Below are 18,750 nucleotides of genomic sequence, written 5' to 3' on the forward strand. Positions count from 1 at the left end.
CACATTTGCTTGTATGGTGTTGTCAAAGAAGGATGTTTTACCCGCACAGGAAAGACCAGATGCCCCAACGCAATGTCATCAACGCCTCCGTCAGCCCCAAGGGCAGCCTGGAGACGCTGTCGCAACGTGAAGTCCAGCAACTGAGCGAAGTCGGTACCGGCAGCCTCTATACCCTGTTCCGCCAGTGCGCCCTGGCCATCCTCAACACCGGCGCCCATGTCGACAATGCCAAGACCATCCTCGAGGCCTACAAGGACTTCGAGGTGCGTATCCACCAGCAGGACCGCGGCGTGCGCCTGGAACTGCTCAACGCTCCAGCCGACGCCTTCGTCGATGGCGAGATGATCGCCAGTACCCGCGAGATGCTGTTCAGCGCCCTGCGCGACATCGTCTACACCGAGAGCGAACTGGCCAGCCAGCGCATCGACCTGGAAAGCTCGCAAGGCATCACCGACTACGTCTTCCACCTGCTGCGCAACGCCCGCACCCTGCGCCCTGGTGTCGAGCCGAAGATGGTGGTGTGCTGGGGCGGCCACTCGATCAGCACCGAGGAATACCAGTACACCAAGAAGGTCGGCCACGAACTGGGTCTGCGCAAGCTGGACGTCTGCACCGGCTGCGGTCCGGGCGTGATGAAGGGCCCGATGAAGGGCGCCACCATCGCCCATGCCAAGCAGCGCATGCATGGCAGCCGCTACCTGGGCCTGACCGAGCCGGGCATCATCGCCGCCGAGGCGCCCAACCCGATCGTCAACGAGCTGGTGATCCTGCCGGACATCGAGAAGCGTCTCGAAGCCTTCGTGCGTGTCGGCCACGGCATCATCATCTTCCCCGGCGGCGCCGGTACCGCCGAGGAGTTCCTCTACCTGCTCGGCATCCTCATGCACCCGGACAACCAGGGCCTGCCGTTCCCGGTGGTGCTCACCGGGCCGCGCAGCGCCGAGCCGTTCCTGCTGCAGTTGCATGCCTTCGTCGGCGCCACCCTTGGCGAGGAGGCGCAGCGCCACTACCAGATCATCATCGACGACCCGGCCGAAGTGGCGCGGCAGATGGTCGAGGGGCTCAAGGCAGTCAAGCAGTTCCGCCGCGAGCGCAACGACGCCTTCCACTTCAACTGGCTGCTGAAGATCGACGAAGGCTTCCAGCGCCCGTTCGACCCGACCCACGAGAACATGGCCAACCTGGCCCTGCGCCGTGACCTGCCGCCACACGAGCTGGCAGCCAACCTGCGCCGGGCGTTCTCGGGCGTGGTTGCCGGCAACGTCAAGGACAAGGGCATCCGCCTGATCGAGGAGCACGGGCCTTACCAGATCCGCGGCGATGCGGCGATCCTCGACCCGCTCGGGCGCCTGTTGCAGGCGTTCGTCGACCAGCACCGCATGAAGTTGCCCGGTGGGGCGGCGTATGTGCCGTGCTATGAGGTGGTGGCCTAAGGCCCTTGGGGCCGCTTTGCGGCCCTTTCGCCGGCAAGCCGGCTCCCACAGGGGCAGGTAAGTCCTGGTTTTTCGCAATATTTTGCGGATATTTGCTACGCCAGGTGGTGAACCTGCCTACAAAAAAACGGTCTTTCGCTGACGGTCAATCCACCCGACCGGATCGCCGGCCCAGTCATCGGGCCTTCATTCGTCCTGTTTCAGCGAAGACCAGCATGCCAGACATTCAGCCCGCTTCCCCTGCCCTCACCGCCCTGCGCGGTGGCCTGATCGCCGCCCTGATCGCCCTCGCCGCTCCGGCCCACGCCGAAGAGCCGGCCACTGATGCGCGTTGGGTCAGTGACAGCCTGAACACTTACGTACGCAGCGGCCCCACCGACGGCCACCGCATCGTCGGCACGCTCAAGTCCGGGCAGAAGGTCTCCCTGGTCACCAACCAGGGCAACTACAGCCAGGTACGCGGGCAGAGCGGCGACCTGGTGTGGATCCTCACCAGCGACCTGCAGGCGGTGCCCGGCCAGAGCGAGCGCCTGCCGCAGCTCGACGCCCAAGTGGCCGAGCTGTCCGGCCAGCTCAAGACCATCGACGACAGCTGGAAGAACCGCGTGCAGGGCATGCAGGAAACCCTGGATTCGCGCAAGGCGCTGATCGACGAGCTGGAAACCCGCAACAAGGCACTCAACGAGCAGCTCGAGCAGAGCCAGTCGAGCCTGCGCGACACCCAGGCGCGCCTGGGGGACGAGAACAAGCAGGTGATGATGCGCTACATGGTGTATGGCGGCAGCATTGCCGGCGCCGGACTGCTGGCGGGGCTGATCCTGCCGGCGCTGACCCGTGGGCGCAAACGCAACGATCGCTGGTTCTGACCAGCATGGCCGCTGCATTTTCAAGAAAATGCTGAAACTGTTCCTGTGATTGCGATGTTTTTGCGATAAATCTTGCAGGCTAAGGTTGCCCTACCTACCACTCAGGGACCCTGATGCCATGAAAGCCATCGTCTTCACCCAACACGGCCTGCCACTGACCGACCCGGCCTCGCTCTACGACAGCGACCTGCCCGCGCCTGCCCCCGGTCCACGCGATTTGCTGGTGGAAGTCCGCGCCATCGCGGTCAATCCGGTCGACACCAAGGTCCGCGCCGGCAGCGGCAGCAGCGGCCAACCCAAGGTGCTGGGCTGGGACGCGGTCGGCGTGGTGCGCGCCACAGGCGAACAGGTGACCCTGTTCCAGCCCGGCGACGAGGTCTTCTATGCCGGTGCCATCGACCGCCCCGGCAGCTACAGCGAACTGCACCTGGTCGATGAACGTATCGTCGGCCACAAGCCGCGCAGCCTGGACAATGCCAGCGCCGCCGCCCTGCCGCTGACCTCGATCACCGCCTGGGAGCTGCTGTTCGACCGTCTGGGCGTGCATGAAGGCGGTGGCGAAGGGCAAAGCCTGCTGATCGTCGGCGCTGGCGGTGGCGTGGGTTCGATCCTCACCCAACTCGCGCGCCAGCTCACCAACCTCACCGTGATCGGCACCGCCTCGCGCCCTGAGACCCAAGCCTGGGTGCGGCAACTCGGCGCCCACCAGGTGATCGATCACAACCAGCCGCTGGCACCCCAGCTGGAGGCCTTGGGTATTGGCCAGGTGGACTTGGTGATCAGCCTGACCCACACCGACCGCCACTTCGCGCAGTTGGTCGAGGTGCTGCGCCCACAAGGCCGCCTGGCACTGATCGACGACCCAGCCAGCCTCGATGTGGTGCCGCTCAAGCGCAAGTCGCTGTCGTTGCACTGGGAGCTGATGTTCACCCGTTCGCTGTACCAGACCGCCGACATGATCAAGCAGCACGAACTGCTGGAGCGAATCGCCGGGCTGGTCGATGAAGGCGTGATCAAGACCACGCTGGGCGAGCATTTCGGCGCGATCAACGCGGCCAACCTGCGCCGGGCCCATGAGCTCGTCGAAAGTGGCAAGGCCAAGGGCAAAGTGGTACTGGAAGGGTTCTAGACCGCCACGGGCCCTGCAGGCGCGAGGACGCGCCGTGCCTGCAGGGCCCGCCTACCCTAGCTCGGCAAACTTGTCCTGGAGGAAGCCCCGCAACCGCTGAATCGCTGGCGACACTGCCTGGCGATGCACACACACCAATTGCAGCGGTGCCGCCTGGCCGCATTCCGATGGGAACAGCTCCACCAGCCGCCCGGCCCGCACATCGGCCAGCACATCCAGCCGCGACTTGTAGACGATCCCCAACCCCGCCACCGCCCAGCGGCGGACCACATCGGCGTCGTCACTGGTGCGATCGCCCAAGACGCTCACCGTCCTGACCCCATCCGGCAGGTGGAAGCCCCAACGCTCGTGGGTCTGCTCGCCCATCACATAGCGCAGGCAGTTGTGCCCGGCCAGCTCCTCCGGTGTGCGCGGTGTGCCATGGCGGGCGATATAGCTCGGCGCGGCGCACAGCGTGCGGCGGTTGTCCGGGGCCAGAGGCAGCGCCACCAGGCCCGAATCGGCCAACTGGCCATAGCGGATACTGGCATCCAGGCGATCCCCCACCATGTCCGCCACCTGGTCGCTCAGGCGCAGTTGCAGGCTGATGCCCGGGTGCTGCAACTGAAACTCGTCGAGCCAGGGCAGCAGCACATTGCGCCCCAGGTCCGAGGGCATCGACAGGCGCAGCACCCCGCCGATCTCCTCGCGCCCTTGCTCCAGGGCCATTTCGCCCTCCACCAGTGCCTCGAGCACCTGCCGCGCATGGGGCAGGTAGCGCAGGCCTTCGTCGGACAGGCGCAGGCGCCGGGTGGAACGCACCAGCAGACGGAACCCCAAACTGCGCTCCAGGCGCTGGACCGCGCCGCTGGCCAGGGCCGGCGAGATGTCCAGCTGCCGCGCCGCCGCGGAAAAGCTGCCGCTTTCCACGGTGCTGACGAACACCTGCAGATCGTCCATACGCACGAGCTTCTTCATGCCGGCACCTCGTTGTCCAGGCGCCGCGCATCGCGGCGCACGGCCTGCGGCGGGATGCCGAAGCCGCGCAAGAACGCCTCGCGCAGATGCCGACGATCGCGGAAACCGGTCTCGCGGGCGACCACATCAAGGCTGTGGCGGCTCTGTTCGATCAACAGCCGCGCCGCCTCCAGGCGCAGGCGCTCGATGGCCTTGGCCGGCGATTCGCCAGTCTCGGCGCTGAACACGCGACTGAACTGGCGCGGGCTCAGGTGCGCCACCTCGGCCAGCGTCTCGACGGTCAGGGGCTGCCCCAGGTGCCCGCGCACATGCTCCAGCACCGCCTGGATGCGGTCCGAGCGCGGCGTCATGGCCAACAGCTGCGAATGTTGCGATTGCCCGCCCGAGCGGCGTTGGTGCATCACCAGGCGATGGGCCACGCCCCTGGCGATCTCGGCGCCCAGGTCCTGCTCGACCATACCCAGGGCCATGTCGATGCACGCGGTCATGCCAGCCGAGGTCCACAGGTTGCCATCGGCGATGAAGATGCGGTCCTCCTCGAGCTGGATGCGCGGGAACATCTCGCGGAACTCACGGGCAAAGGCCCAGTGGGTGGTGGCGCGGCGCCCGTCGAGCAAGCCGGCCTGCGCCAGTATGAAAGCCCCGGTGCAGATACCCGCCGTGCGCCGGGCCTGGCCGCCGAGGCGCCGCACCAGCGCAACCGACTCGGGTGTAGGCGGTAAATCGACCGGCGACAAGGTGCCCGCCACCAGCCAGGTATCGGCATGGCTCGGCGACCCCACCGCCTGGGTGTCGAGCACCAGGCCCAGGGACGAACGCAGCGGGCCGCCAGCGACACTGAAGTTGCCCAAGGCGTAGACCGGCCGCCCGGCCAGCAGGTTGGCGAACTCGAACACCGACTGCGAAGCCAGCGCCATCACCTGGAACCCTTCGCACAACAGATAACCGACCCGATGCATGGAATGTACTCCAGGACATGTCTTAAATACGTACTATATGCGTCATTTGCGCCAGCAGCAAAGCCCAGCATCATGGCCTCACCCCAACCCACGGAGTCACAACCATGAGCTCGAAAGGCACCGCACTCATCACTGGCGCATCCACCGGCATCGGCGCTGTGTACGCCGAACAGCTGGCCCACCGTGGCCACGACCTGATCCTGGTGGCGCGTAACCGCGAACGTCTCAACGCGCAAGCTGAGCGCCTCACCACCCTGACCGGCCGCAGCGTCGAGGTGTTGCCGGCGGACCTGGCCGATACCCAGGACCTGGCACGCATCGAGGCGCGCCTGCGCGAGGACGCCAGCATCGATCTGCTGGTGAACAACGCCGGGATCGGCACCCACACTCCGCTGCTGGACAGCGACGTGGAGCAGATGACCCGGATGATCGCCCTCAACGTCACCGCCCTCACCCGCCTGACTTACGCGGCAGTACCCGGTTTCGTCGCCCGTGGGCGCGGCGCGGTGATCAACATCTCGTCGGTGGTGAGCCTGGCCCCCGAACTGCTCAATGGCGTGTATGGCGCGAGCAAGGCCTATGTCACCGCCTTCAGCCAGTCGCTGCACAAGGAACTGGCCGGCAGCGGCGTGCAGGTCCAGGCCGTGCTGCCCGGCGCCACCGCCACGGACTTCTGGGCCATCGGTGGGCTGCCGGTGGAAAACCTCGACCCGGCGATCGTGATGACGGCGCGGGACCTGGTGGTGGCGGCGCTGCAGGACTTCGATACGGGACAGTTGATCTCGATCCCGTCGCTGCATGAGCACGAGCGCTACGTGGCTTTTGAAGCCGCCCGCCAGGGGCTGGCCGGGCAACTGTCCAATCAGCGCCTGGCGCCGCGGTATGGGTGAACGTGGTTCAGACAGATACGTGCCACGTTCACACGCTTGATCACGCCTGACGACAAGGACGTCACCATGACTGCGATTTCGACCTCCAGGCCTGACGCCCGGGGCGCAGCGCACCCCACGACCACCTGGCATTTCTATCAGTTGTCGCTGTTCCCACCGCTCGCCATCATCCCGGTTGCACGTTCGGCTCCTCTGGCCTCGCCGGCACGAACAACCCCCATGGACGAACCTCATGAACAGAAGCCGCCTCAATCATCCATTCCTGCCCTTTTCCTTGGCGATGACATTACTGGTGCTGCTGCTCACCGGCCTGTCCTCAGGCTTCGCCCAGGCGGATGAAACGTACGATGTGCTGACCAACAAGAGCGCCTTCGAACAAGGCGCTAGCAGACAGTGCCTGCGAGCCTCTGCATCTGGCCAGGAAGTCGACCTTGGCCCCTGTGAAACCGAGGGTGAGGCAGCCGAACTGACGCAATGGACGGTTCGCCAGCAGGACGGAGGCCTGCTGTTGGTGAACCGCCGTACGGCGGCCGATGGCACACAGCGCTGCCTGGTCAACGTCGCCTGGGCACCGGCCATGGGCCCTTGCGACAGCTCACGGGACGAGAATCGCTGGATCGTGCGCGATGGCTCGCCCAACTACGTAAGCTTGCAGAATGCCTATTCCACCGAGCAACGTTGCCTGGAGGTTAGCGACACGGCCGTTAAGCTGGTGACTTGCGCGCGCCTGCTCAGCGATACCGCGCTGTGGTCGGATACCCATATGCCCCGCGACCCGGTTTATCACCAGGACCATCCCGAAGAGTTCCCGCAGCCGCGCACGCTGGATATCGCCGCCTTGCCCAGCGCCGAATCCGAACGTGCCCGCGCGCGACAATCCCTGCTGTGGGCTGACTGGCAACCCACCGGTTTCCATCTCAACCCCTACACGGAACTGTCGGTCGACGTGGCAGGCGACCCCGGCGCTGCCGTGCTCGAGCTGGTTATCGGCACGCCTGCGCTGGTACACCCCTGGAACATCGCAAGCAGTGAGTCAGAGCCGCTTGTCCGAACACTGCAACCAGGTCAGAACCGAGTCTATTCGGTGCGAGGCGGCCTGATTTCGGTGCGCTACGTCACCGACAGCATCGATACCTCGGCCCCCAACGTCACCGTGACCCTCGGTGAACAGGCCGAGCCGGTGCCCTACTTCGAGCCAGGCAAAACCAGCCTCGAACAATGGAAAAGCATGCTCAAAGTCTCCAAAGTGCCCGTGGCACTGTTGCACAGCAAACGGGTGATCGTCGCCAGCTCGCTGCAAAGCATGCAACGCTCTGACCAGAATGCCGAAGCCTTGCTGCAGGTCATGGATCAGGGCATCCAGGCACAAGACCAGCTTGCGGGGCAGGCTGGCTCCGACCCACGGGACCGACCCAGCCCACTGCGGCGTTACGTGGTGGAAACGCAAACGGGCGTCAACCCGAACGCCAGTACATACCGCGCGGCGATCCCCGTCCCCTACGTGCTTGATGCACTTTCCGCGGACAAGGCGAAGTCCAACTGGATGCTCTGGCATGAACTGGGCCACTTGCGGCAGTCATCGATCTGGACCTGGAACCCAGGGCTACTCACCGAGGTGACCGTCAACGTGTATACCCTGGCCTCCCTGCGCCGCTTCTACGGGGAAATCGTACCTGCGCCCCCTGGTGGCCCTAGCCCGGCGCATTGGGACAAGGCGCAGATCTACCTGGCAGCACCGGAGAAAGACCGCGAGTTCGAGAACCTGAAAAAAACCGAAAACCTGCACATGGGCGTGATGTTCGAACAACTGCGCGTGGCCTTCGGCGAGACTTTCTATCCCACACTTGAACGCGCGGTGCGCGCTAGCCCGGACCCTGGCAACCGGCGTGGACGCAAGCAGTTGTTCATGGTCGAGGCCAGCAGGGCGGCAAAGCACGACCTTTCCGACTACTTCATCCATTGGGGCCTGGCACCCGATTCACAGACCCTCGCGGCAATCAAGGCCCTGGGGCTGGAAAAGCCGCAGGACGACCCTACCGCCAAGCCGGTGTACGGAGGCTCGGCCGCCAACCGCATGCTGGACCTGTGGGGCTTCTGGGGGCCCGACGCAAAGTCTGCGAACCCCGAAAAGACCAAGATGGCCCCCAGAAATCTGCAGCTCGAAGGCCATGCATTCGCGGCGCAGGGCACGCACATCGAGGTGCTGCACAGCAACGGCGAATGGCGCGCTGTCGGTGATGTGGGCAAGTACCTGGCATTCAGCAATGCAAAACTGGACGAAACCTGGATGGGCAAGGATGGAACAGTCAAGGCACGACTCAAGGGCAGTACCGACAGTTCGACATTCACCGTGACTCAGCGTCCGCTGATCACCAAACTCACTGCCCTGCGCACCCCTGACGGGCTCATCAAGGTCACCGGGCGCGGCCAGCCGCAAGGGGCCTCCATTGACGTCGGCAGGCAGGATGGCTCCTGGCCCGGCATCGGCTCGATCAATGCCGATGGGACGTTCCAGCATGCGGCGCTGAACAATGGTTTCTTGATCGATGGCCGTACCACGCTGCATGCACGCATGGACTACCTTGGCCGCAAGTTCAAGGAGGACTACCTGGTACCCGTTGCCCAGGTGCTCGAACTTAGCGGTAAATGGGTCGGCAACAAACTGGAGGCCAAGGGCAAGGCAGCCCCGGTCGGGGCCACTGTCGAAGCACTGAACAGCCAACGCCAATGGGTAGGCATCGCATCGGTCAAGGCCGACGGCACATTCGCAAACCTGGGCCTGGACAGCCGCTACCTGAGCGACGGCAAGCAGATCCTGGAGGTCCATATCACGCTCGCCGACGGTAGCGTGACGCAGTCCAAGGTGGTCGATACCGGCGGCCAACGCTAAGCGCTTCGCGCTTGCCCTAGGAACACATCCAAGCCCCAGGAGAATGGGCAGGGTCTACGCTGAACGGTTCATGACAAGCATTCATCATGGATCGAGGCCCTGCCCATGCGTTCGCAACTGATCTTTCTCTGCTTTACCCTCGCCTGCGCCGCCGCCCAGGCCGCCGAGCCCACGCCCCAGGAGCTGTTCCAGCAAGCCAAGGCCGAGCAGGCGCATTACCTGGAAACCCTCAAGGCCCTGGTTTCGGTGGATACCGGCACCGGGACCGAGGCGGGCCTGGAACAAGTCGGCGCCGAGCTGGTGAAACGCCTTGAGGCCTTGGGCGCCAAGGTCACCACCCAGCCGGCCACGCCCTCGGTGGGCGACAACATCGTCGGCACATTCAAGGGTACCGGCGACAAAGACTTCCTGCTGATGGTCCACTACGACACGGTGTTCGGCCCGGGTACCGTGGCCAAGCGCCCGTTCCGTATCGAAGGCGAGCGCGCCTATGGCCCTGGCGTGGCCGATGCCAAGGGCGGCGTGGCGATGATCCTGCATGCCCTGAAGCTGTTGCAGAACCAGCAGTACAAGGGCTATCGCACCCTCACCGTGCTGTTCAACCCGGATGAGGAAATGGGCTCGGCAGGCTCCAGGCAGCTAATCGCCGAGCTGGCGCGCCAGCACGACTTCGTCTTTTCCTACGAGCCACCGGACAAGGACGCGGTGACCGTCGCCACCAACGGCATCAACCGCCTGAAACTCACGGTGAACGGCCGCGCTTCCCACGCCGGCTCCGCGCCGGAGGCCGGGCGCAACGCGCTGATCGAGCTGGCGCACCAGTTGCTGCAATTGAATGCCCTCGGCGACAAGGACAAGGGTACCACCGTCAACTGGACCCTGGCCAAGGCCGGAGAGAAGGCCAACATCATCCCTGCCCTGGCCAGCGCCGAGGCCGACATGCGTTATTCCGACCTGAGCGAGACCGAGCGGGTACAGGAGGATGCCTTGCGGATCATCAAGAAGCAGTTGGTCGCCGATACCCAGGTCGAGCTGGTCATGGAAAAAGGCCGTCCGCCTCTGGCGAAGAACGACGCCTCCACACAGCTTGCACAAACTGCGCGGCAGCTCTACAGCAAGATCGACCGGCAACTGCAGCCCATCGCCATGCGCTTCGGCACCGACGCCGGCTATGCCTACGTGCCTGACAGCGACAAGCCCGCGGTGCTGGAGACCCTGGGTGTGGTCGGTGCCGGCCTGCATGGCGACGACGAGTACATGGAGATCGCCAGCGTGGCGCCGCGCCTGTACCTGACGGTGGCGATGATCAGGCAACTGGCGCAATAGGCCGCCGATGAACATCCTCTACGACGAACGTGTCGACGGCCCGCTGCCGCTCGTGGACAAGCCGGCGCTGCTGGCCGCCCTGCGCGAGACCCTGCCCGACCTGGACATCCTGCACCGCAGCGAAGACCTCAAGCCCTATGAATGCGACGGCCTCTCGGCCTACCGCACGCTGCCCCTGCTGGTGGCACTGCCCGAGCGGCTGGAGCAGGTGCAGGCGCTGCTGCGGCTCTGCCACCAGCGCGGCGTGCCGGTGGTCGCGCGCGGTGCCGGCACCGGCCTGTCGGGCGGCGCGTTGCCGCTGAGGCAGGGCGTCCTGCTGGTGATGGCGCGCTTCAACCGCATCCTCGAAGTCAATCCACAGGGCCGCTTCGCCAGGGTCCAGCCCGGCGTGCGCAACCTGGCGATTTCCCAGGCGGCGGCGCCCCACGGTTTGTACTACGCGCCGGATCCCTCCTCGCAGATCGCCTGCTCGATCGGCGGCAATGTCGCCGAGAACGCCGGCGGCGTGCATTGCCTGAAGTACGGGCTGACCGTGCACAACCTCCTGAAAGTGGAGATCCTCACCGTCGAGGGCGAGCGCCTGACCCTTGGCAGCGATGCCCTGGACAGCCCCGGCTTCGACCTGCTGGCACTGTTCACCGGCTCCGAGGGCATGCTCGGCATCGTCACCGAGGTCACCGTCAAGCTGCTGCCCAGGCCACAGGTAGCGCGGGTACTGCTGGCCAGCTTCGCCAGCGTCGAGGACGCCGGGCGCGCGGTGGCCGATATCATCGCCGCCGGGATCATCCCGGCAGGCCTGGAGATGATGGACAACCTGGCGATCCGCGCCGCCGAGGCCTTCATCCACGCCGGCTACCCGGTGGACGCGGCGGCGATCCTGCTGTGCGAACTGGACGGGGTCGAGGCCGATGTGCATGACGACTGCGCCCGCGTCGATGCCCTGTTGCGCCAGGCCGGTGCCCGCGAGGTGCGCCTGGCCTGCGACGAAGCCGAGCGCGTGCGCTTCTGGGCCGGGCGCAAGAACGCCTTCCCGGCGGTGGGGCGCATTTCGCCGGACTACTACTGCATGGACGGCACCATCCCGCGGCGCGAGCTGCCGCGCGTGCTCGCGGGCATCCGCCAACTATCCGAGAGCTACGGCCTGCGGGTCGCCAATGTGTTCCATGCCGGCGACGGCAACATGCACCCACTGATCCTGTTCGACGCCAACCAACCCGGCGAGCTGGAACGCGCCGAAGCCCTCGGTGGCCGGATCCTCGAACTGTGCGTGGCGGTGGGCGGCAGCATCACCGGCGAGCACGGCGTGGGCCGAGAGAAGATCAACCAGATGTGTGCCCAATTCAACGCCGACGAGATCACCGTGTTCCACGCGCTCAAGGCCGCCTTCGACCCACGGGGCCTGCTCAACCCGGGCAAGAACATCCCCACCCTGCAGCGCTGCGCCGAGTTCGGTGCATTGCATGTGCATCATGGGCAGTTGCCCTTCCCCGACCTGGAGCGCTTCTGATGTGTACGGATATCAGCCAGCAGTTGCTGGAGCAGGTCAACCAGGCGTTGCGCCAGGACACCGCACTGCGTATCCAGGGCGGCAACAGCAAGGCCATGCTTGGCCGCCCGGTGGCCGGCGAGCTCGTCGACACCCGTGGGCACAGCGGTATCGTCAGCTACGACCCCACCGAACTGGTGCTCACCGCCCGCGCCGGCACGCCCCTGCGCGAGATCGAGGCAACGCTGCACGAGGCCGGGCAGATGCTGGCCTGCGAACCACCCCACCTAGGGCCCGAGGCGACACTGGGCGGCATGGTCGCGGCGGGGCTGTCGGGGCCGCGCCGGCCCTGGGCAGGCGCAGTGCGCGACTATGTGCTCGGCACCCGGCTGATCACTGGCCACGGCAAGCACCTGCGCTTTGGCGGCGAGGTGATGAAGAACGTCGCCGGCTACGACGTGTCGCGGCTGATGGCGGGCAGCTTTGGTTGCCTGGGCCTGCTCACCGAGGTTTCGTTGAAGGTGTTGCCGCGTCCACGCCAGTGCCTGGGCCTGCGCCTGGAGATGGACGCCTACCAGTCGCTGGCCAGACTAGCCGAGTGGGGCCGACAGCCGCTGCCGATCAGCGCCGCCTGCCACGACGGCGAGGCCTTGCACCTGCGCCTGGAAGGCGGCGAAGGCTCGGTGCGCGCGGCCCGCGAGCGCCTGGGCGGCGAGATACTCGACCCACTGTACTGGAGCGACCTGCGCGAGCAACGCCTGGCGTTCTTCGCCGCGCCTGCCACGTTGTGGCGGCTGTCCCTGCCCATCACCTGCGGCATGCTCGACCTGCCCGGGCAGCAGCTGATCGACTGGGGCGGCGCCCAGCGCTGGCTCAAGTCAGAAGCGCCGGCAGCGACCCTGCGCGCCCTGATGGCCGAGGTCGGCGGCCATGCCACCGCCTACGCGCCCGGCGACGACAGCAGCGCGCCACTGGAGCCGATGACGCTGCGTTACCACCAGGCGCTGAAGCGCCAACTCGACCCCCAGGGCATCTTCAACCCTGGCCGCCTGTATGCACACCTGTGAGGCCGCGGCATGCAAACCCAACTGAGTGACTCCGCCCGCCGCCTGGCCCGTGCCGACGAGGCCGAGCAGATCCTGCGATCCTGCGTGCATTGCGGCTTCTGCACCGCCACCTGCCCCACCTACCAGTTGCTCGGCGACGAGCTGGACGGCCCACGTGGGCGCATCTACCTGATCAAGCAGGTGCTTGAAGGCGAACCAGTCAGCGCCAGCACCCAGACGCACCTGGACCGTTGTCTGAGCTGTCGCAATTGCGAGACCAGCTGCCCCTCCGGGGTGCAGTACCACAACCTGCTCGACATCGGCCGCGCCGTGGTCGACCGCCAGGTGCCGCGGCCTTTGGCCCAGCGCCTGCTGCGCAGTGGCTTGCGGGCGGTAGTGCCGAGGCCGGCGCTGTTCCGGGCCCTGCTGCTCTGCGGCCTTGCCCTGCGCCCCCTGCTCCCGGCCAACCTCAAGGCCAAGCTGGCGCCGCGGATCGCCGCCGCTGGCCAGCGCCCATCAGCGGCGTACACCCGCCGCGTATTGCTGCTTGAAGGTTGCGTGCAGCAGGCGCTCTCGCCCAATACCAACGCCGCCACCGCACGCCTGCTCGACCGCCTCGGTATCGGTGTTGAACCGATCGCCGAGGCCGGTTGCTGCGGGGCCGTGGACTACCACCTGGATGCCCAGGCGCGCGGCCTGGAGCGTGCCCGACGCAACATCGATGCCTGGTGGCCAGCCATCGAAGCCGGCGCCGAAGCTATCGTGCAGACCGCCAGCGGCTGCGGCGCCTTCGTGCGCGATTATGGCCACTTGCTCGAAAGCGACCCACACTACGCCGCCAAGGCCGCCAAAGTCAGCGCGCTGTCCCGTGACCTGGTGCAGGTGCTGCAGGCCGAGCCGTTGGAGCAGCTGGGGTTGTGCGCCGAGCAGCGCCTGGCCTTCCACTGCCCCTGCACGCTGCAGCACGCCCTCAAGCTAGGCGGCGCGGTCGAAGAGTTGCTGACGCGGCTGGGCTTTCACCTCACGCCGGTTCCGGACGGGCACTCGTGCTGTGGCTCAGCCGGCACCTATTCACTGACCCAGCCGCTGCTGGCGCGGCAGTTGCGCGACGATCGTCTCAATGCGCTGGAAAGCGGCAACCCGCAGGTGATCGTCACGGCCAACATCGGTTGCCAGTTGCACCTCGGCAGTGCCGGGCGGACACCGGTACGCCACTGGATCGAGGTCGTCGAGGCGGCGCTCGATGCCAAAAGCGCTGCAACGCTTTAGCCCTGCTGGCCACGGGGCATGAAAATGCCTCGGCAATCCGCGATGGACATGCCATGGACCTGACGCGGATCAAGGCGACGTTCAACCTCCTGCCTGTAATTTCAGAACCCTCCTACCACAAGCACGGACGCTGCTTGATTGTTGCCACCCCCTCGGCAAAACATCATCCGACCTGGAGAAGTTACGGCCGCCCCGGCGCGGCCAACCCCATCCAGATGAGGCCATGCCATGCCCACACACGACCGCCCTACCCGCGAACTGCGCCATACCCTGCGCCAATTGCTGGCTCATGAGGTCAGCAACCCCGACGACAACCCGCACCTCTCGGGTGTGCGCTTCTTCTGCGCCACCGACGAACACACCCGCCAACTGATCGAACGCGTCGAACTGCTCGCCAGCGAGGCCTTTTTCGACGCCAAGGGCCGCGCCATCCATGCCCGCATGCGCGAGGCCACGGTGGATGGCGTATGCATCAAGCAGAAGCGCAAGGCCTGCGACGACGAAACGGTGATCCGCATCGCGCTGCCCGAAAAAGGCTACATCACCATCAGTACCGCCCGCCTTTGATCGCCTGTATGCGCCTCATCGCTGGCAAGCCAGCTCCCACAAGGAAGGCACCGGGCTCGAGGTCGGCGCGGTCGGTGTGGGAGCCGGCTTGTCGGCGATGGGCCGCAAAGCTGCCCTACTTGCAGCCACCGCAATAAACCCCGAAGCTTCTACATCCCTGCGCTTCGGACCCTTCCCACGATGGAATTGCACATCCGCCTCGAAGGCCGCAAAGGCCTTGCCGAGCAGCTCTACCGGCAACTGCGCGCCGGCATCGACAGCGGCCACCTCGCCGCCGGCACGCAACTGCCGCCCACGCGCCTGCTGGCCGAGCAGTTGGGCGTCTCGCGCAAGACCGTGGCCGAAGCCTATTCCCGCCTGACCTACGACAACCTGCTCAGCGGCGTGGTCGGCCGTGGCACGTTCATCACCCCGCGCCACAGCTTGCGCCAGCGCGACAACGAGCACATCCCGCTGGCCGCCGCCGACACGCTGGAGCGCTGGCGCCAGCGCGCCACGATACTTGGCCACCGCGCGCTGGACGCCCCCTCTCGCTACGACTTCATCGGCGGCGCCTCGAGCAAGTCGCAGTTTCCCTACGATCAATGGCGCAGTTGCATGAACTACGCCCTGCGCCGCAGCCAGCGGCACCCCGAGCGCCAGTTTTCCGCCCAGGGCCTGCCCGAACTGCGCGAGGCCATCACCCATCACATCGCCTTCACCCGCGGCATCCAGTGCGCACCCAGCGATGTGCTGGTGTGCAACGGCGCCCAGCAGGCCCTGGACCTGATCGCCCGGGTGCTGGTCGAGCCCGGCTGCAAGGTGGCCATGGAAGACCCGGGCTATCCACCGGCCCGGCAGTTGTTCCAGGCCTTGGGCGCGCGCCTGCAGTCGGTGCCGGTGGACGACCAGGGATTGTGCGTGGAGCAGATCGAGGATGGCACCCGGCTGATCTACGTGACCCCCTCGCACCAGTTCCCGCTGGGCATGCCCATGGCCGCGCCACGGCGCGAGGCGCTGCTGGCGCGGGCCGCCGAACTTGGCGCGCTGATCATCGAGGATGACTACGACTGCGAGTTCCGCTACCAGGGGCCTGCCGCCGAGGCCCTGCAACGCATGGACCGGCATGGCCTGGTGGCGTATGTCGGGACGTTCTCCAAGACCCTGCTGTCCGAACTGCGCCTGGGCTACGCGGTGCTGCCGCCCGCCGTGCTGCAGGCCGCCTGCGTGGCCAAGCACCTGAGCGACTGGCACAGCCCGACCCTGCAGCAGTGGGCGCTGGCGCGGTTCCTTGGCGAAGGCCACCTGAACAAGCACATCCGCCGTTGCCACGAGGTGTACAGCGCACGGCGCGAGCGGATCCTGGCACGGCTCGGCGGCGACCTGGCGTCCTGGTTCGACGCGGTACCGACCAGCGCCGGCTTCCACCTGAGCGCGCTGGCCAAGCCGGGGGTGGATGTCGAGTTGCTGATCAGCCTGGCGCGCAAGGTGGAGGTGGGCCTCTATTCCCTGGCACCGTTCTTCAGCGAGGCCCCGGTAAGGCCGGGGCTGCTGCTGGGCTTTGGCGCCATCGAGCTGCTGGACATCGACCCGGCGCTGGACCGCGTCGCCGACACCCTGCAGCGCCTCAGTTGACCAGCGCTTCAGCGGGCTGCTGGCCACGGGCAATCGCCCTGGCGTAGCCCTTCGGCGCAAAGCACGCGGTCACCAGCAACATCGCCAGTACGGTGCAGGCCAGCAGGCTCCAGGAGGCCTGAAAGTCTCCGCTGACATCGCGCAACCAGCCGGTGATGTACGGCACGATGCCGGTGACGATGAAGCCCACGCCCTGGACGAACGCCGCCAGGCTGCCGGCTTCGCCGGGGCTGCGCAGGTGCTCCAGGGTCAGCGTCAGGCTGAGGCTGAAACAGGCACCCAGGCCCAGGCCGATCATCGCCACCCACAGGCCCATGGCGCTGGCCGGCGCCAGCAGCAGGCCGAGGAAGCCCCCGAGCTGGATCAGCAAGGCCAGCCACAGGCCGGGCCGGCGATCGACCAGGCGCCGCAGCAGCAATGGCACGCCCAGGGCACCGCAGACCTGGAAGATGGTCATCAGGCCGACCAGCTCGCCGCCCCCCTGGGCCGTGCCGCCATGCTCCAGGTGATAGGCCGGCAGCCACGCCACCATGCTGGTATAGCCGCCATTGATCAGCCCGAAGTACAACGCCAGCAGCCAGGCGCGGCGGTTGCCGAACCAGTGCCCGCCACCGCCGGCGGCCTGGCTTGGCGTGTGCTGGCGCGGACGCAGGGCCACCCAGGCCGCCATCGCCAGCAGCGCCGGCAGCGCCCAAAGGCCCAGGCCGAACTGCCAATGGCCGAAGTGTGCGGCAATCGCAGGGCCGAGCACCGCGGCCAAACCACCACCGCTCATCAACGCCGCCGAATACAGCCCCATGCTCGCCGCCAGGCGGCTGGGGAACCAGCGGTTGACCAGCCCCGGCATCATGCCCTGCACCACGGCAACGCCCAAGCCGGCAACCACGGCGCTGGCGATCAACGCCCAGGCGCTGTCCAATTGCAGGCGCCACAGGCAGGCCAGGGCAATGGCCGCAAGCCCGGCGAGCATGCCGCCATGCTCGCTCAGCCAGCGCCGCAGCCAGGGTTGCAACAACGGGATCAGGCCCATGCACAGCACCGGCAGCGCCGTCAGCAACGCCGCCTGCTGGTAACCCAGGCCGGTGCCCTGGCGCATGGGTTCGAGCAAAGGGCCGATGCTGGTGAGGATCGGCCGCAGGTTCAGGGCCAGCAGCACCACCAGCAACAGGTTCAGCGCGCCCCTCATCCTTGGCTGGCCTGCTGCCATTCACGGTACAGGCCGCTCTCCCCCGTGGGTTTCAGCGGGCGTAGGGGCAGGCTCTGCTGCTGCGGCGGGCGGGCCATCTGCGCATACACCCCGGCGGTGGACAGGCCATAGGGCTCGCCTTCGTCGTTGTCGTAGGCGAACCAGGCTCGCTCGATGCCACACAGGTGCATGGCTGCCAGGCACATCGGGCACGGGTGGCCGCTGGCATAGATCTCGGCACCCTCCAGGCGCGGCTGGCCAAGGGTCTGGGCGGCCTGGCGGATGGCCTGCATCTCGGCGTGGCTGGTCGGGTCCTGGGTGCTGTGGATTTCGTTGACGGCGCGGGCGATCACCTGCCCCTGGTAGACCAGCACGGCCCCAAACGGGCGGCCGCCGGCCTGGATATTGCCGCGGGCCAGCTCGAGGGCTTCGCGCATGTATCGATCTGCGGACATGAAACGGTTCTCCGGTGTTGACCCGCGCATTATCCCGGCTGCGACGCCCCGACAGAAATGAAGAGATTGGATGCCTGTCAGTGGCCATCCAAATGCGCGATTGGCCTCCTGGCAAAGCGCGGGATTGGCTATTCGGCACGGCACGGCTGGGGGCTAAGGTAGTGCCACTTGTCACCTGTACATTCTTTGGAGCCTCACCATGCATGACCGTATCGAATGGGCCAAGCACTCGCCGGAAGCCTACAAAGCCATGATCGGCCTCGAACAGGCGCTGGTCGCCTCGGGCCTGGAACACTCGCTGCTGGAGCTGATCCGCCTGCGCGCCTCGCAGGTCAATGGCTGCGCCTACTGCGTCAACATGCATGCCAACGATGCGCGCAAGGCCGGTGAAACCGAGGCGCGCCTGCAGACCCTGAGCGTCTGGCGCGAGACCCGCTACTTCACCCCACGCGAACGTGCCGCCCTGGCCTGGGTGGAGAGCCTCACGCGCCTGCCCGAGCGCGGCGCGCCGCAGGACGAGTACCAGGCGCTGCTCGAACACTTCGACGCCAAGGAAATCGCCAACCTGACCCTGGCCATCGCCACCATCAATGCCTGGAACCGCTTCGGCGTGGGCTTTGCGATGGTGCCGGCCTAAGTCATCACCTTCCCCGCCCCTACTGGGGCGGGCTTGCCCC

16 protein-coding genes are annotated in these 18,750 nt (G+C 66.5%); 12 read left to right on the forward strand and 4 right to left on the reverse strand.

Annotated features, from left to right (window positions below):
* The first annotated feature begins 59 nt into the window (after window positions 1-59).
* The 3 genes from ppnN (at window position 60) to KSS90_RS15290 (ending at window position 3,428) form a co-directional block, all read left to right on the forward strand.
* A complete protein-coding gene (gene ppnN, locus KSS90_RS15280) occupies window positions 60-1,433 on the forward strand; it encodes a nucleotide 5'-monophosphate nucleosidase PpnN (RefSeq protein WP_217866235.1) in 1,374 nt (457 codons plus the stop codon).
* Window positions 1,434-1,648: 215 nt separating this feature from the next.
* Window positions 1,649-2,299: a TIGR04211 family SH3 domain-containing protein gene (locus KSS90_RS15285; protein WP_217866236.1), complete on the forward strand. Its 651-nt coding sequence runs from the start codon at window positions 1,649-1,651 to the stop codon at window positions 2,297-2,299.
* Between the two features lie 118 nt (window positions 2,300-2,417).
* On the forward strand, window positions 2,418-3,428 hold the full coding sequence (locus KSS90_RS15290; RefSeq protein WP_217866237.1) for a zinc-binding alcohol dehydrogenase family protein: 1,011 nt from the start codon (window positions 2,418-2,420) through the stop codon (window positions 3,426-3,428).
* Between the two features lie 51 nt (window positions 3,429-3,479).
* On the opposite strand, the gene KSS90_RS15295 is transcribed toward KSS90_RS15290, so the two are convergent.
* A complete protein-coding gene (locus tag KSS90_RS15295) occupies window positions 3,480-4,385 on the reverse strand; it encodes a LysR family transcriptional regulator (protein ID WP_217866238.1) in 906 nt (301 codons plus the stop codon).
* Window positions 4,382-5,344, reverse strand: a complete 963-nt coding sequence (locus KSS90_RS15300) for a GlxA family transcriptional regulator (protein ID WP_217866239.1) — start codon at window positions 5,342-5,344, stop codon at window positions 4,382-4,384. Before KSS90_RS15300 ends, KSS90_RS15295 begins: the two co-directional genes overlap by 4 nt.
* 104 nt (window positions 5,345-5,448) lie before the next feature.
* Here KSS90_RS15300 and KSS90_RS15305 point away from each other — a divergent pair, with 104 nt between their 5' ends.
* From KSS90_RS15305 to pdxR, 8 genes are all read left to right on the forward strand, one after another.
* Window positions 5,449-6,234: an SDR family NAD(P)-dependent oxidoreductase gene (locus tag KSS90_RS15305; RefSeq protein ID WP_217866240.1), complete on the forward strand. Its 786-nt coding sequence runs from the start codon at window positions 5,449-5,451 to the stop codon at window positions 6,232-6,234.
* A 232-nt stretch (window positions 6,235-6,466) separates the two neighbouring features.
* Window positions 6,467-9,124: a M60 family metallopeptidase gene (locus tag KSS90_RS15310; RefSeq protein ID WP_217866241.1), complete on the forward strand. Its 2,658-nt coding sequence runs from the start codon at window positions 6,467-6,469 to the stop codon at window positions 9,122-9,124.
* A 105-nt stretch (window positions 9,125-9,229) separates the two neighbouring features.
* The gene (locus KSS90_RS15315; RefSeq protein WP_217866242.1) at window positions 9,230-10,450 is read left to right on the forward strand and encodes a M20/M25/M40 family metallo-hydrolase; all 1,221 of its coding nucleotides are present in this window, start codon (window positions 9,230-9,232) and stop codon (window positions 10,448-10,450) included.
* Between the two features lie 7 nt (window positions 10,451-10,457).
* Window positions 10,458-11,957, forward strand: a complete 1,500-nt coding sequence (gene glcD, locus KSS90_RS15320) for a glycolate oxidase subunit GlcD (protein ID WP_217866243.1) — start codon at window positions 10,458-10,460, stop codon at window positions 11,955-11,957.
* On the forward strand, window positions 11,957-13,003 hold the full coding sequence (gene glcE / locus KSS90_RS15325; protein WP_217866244.1) for a glycolate oxidase subunit GlcE: 1,047 nt from the start codon (window positions 11,957-11,959) through the stop codon (window positions 13,001-13,003). Before glcD ends, glcE begins: the two co-directional genes overlap by 1 nt.
* 9 nt (window positions 13,004-13,012) lie before the next feature.
* A complete protein-coding gene (gene glcF / locus KSS90_RS15330; protein WP_217866245.1) occupies window positions 13,013-14,251 on the forward strand; it encodes a glycolate oxidase subunit GlcF in 1,239 nt (412 codons plus the stop codon).
* Window positions 14,252-14,479: 228 nt separating this feature from the next.
* A complete protein-coding gene (locus KSS90_RS15335) occupies window positions 14,480-14,818 on the forward strand; it encodes a hypothetical protein (protein WP_217866246.1) in 339 nt (112 codons plus the stop codon).
* A 180-nt stretch (window positions 14,819-14,998) separates the two neighbouring features.
* The gene (gene pdxR, locus KSS90_RS15340) at window positions 14,999-16,432 is read left to right on the forward strand and encodes a MocR-like pyridoxine biosynthesis transcription factor PdxR (protein WP_217866247.1); all 1,434 of its coding nucleotides are present in this window, start codon (window positions 14,999-15,001) and stop codon (window positions 16,430-16,432) included.
* On the opposite strand, the gene KSS90_RS15345 is transcribed toward pdxR, so the two are convergent.
* The gene (locus KSS90_RS15345) at window positions 16,425-17,618 is read right to left on the reverse strand and encodes a cyanate transporter (protein ID WP_217866248.1); all 1,194 of its coding nucleotides are present in this window, start codon (window positions 17,616-17,618) and stop codon (window positions 16,425-16,427) included. The genes pdxR and KSS90_RS15345 overlap by 8 nt on opposite strands.
* Window positions 17,615-18,073 carry a nucleoside deaminase gene (locus tag KSS90_RS15350; protein WP_217866249.1) on the reverse strand — a complete coding sequence of 153 codons (459 nt, stop codon included), beginning with the start codon at window positions 18,071-18,073 and terminating at the stop codon, window positions 17,615-17,617. Before KSS90_RS15350 ends, KSS90_RS15345 begins: the two co-directional genes overlap by 4 nt.
* Window positions 18,074-18,272: 199 nt before the next feature.
* On the opposite strand from KSS90_RS15350, the gene KSS90_RS15355 reads away from it, so the two are divergent.
* Entirely contained in the window at window positions 18,273-18,710 is a 438-nt protein-coding gene (locus tag KSS90_RS15355; RefSeq protein ID WP_217866250.1) for a carboxymuconolactone decarboxylase family protein, read from the forward strand.
* Window positions 18,711-18,750: the final 40 nt, after the last annotated feature.

The organism is Pseudomonas maumuensis, assembly GCF_019139675.1.
Lineage (GTDB): Bacteria > Pseudomonadota > Gammaproteobacteria > Pseudomonadales > Pseudomonadaceae > Aquipseudomonas > Aquipseudomonas maumuensis.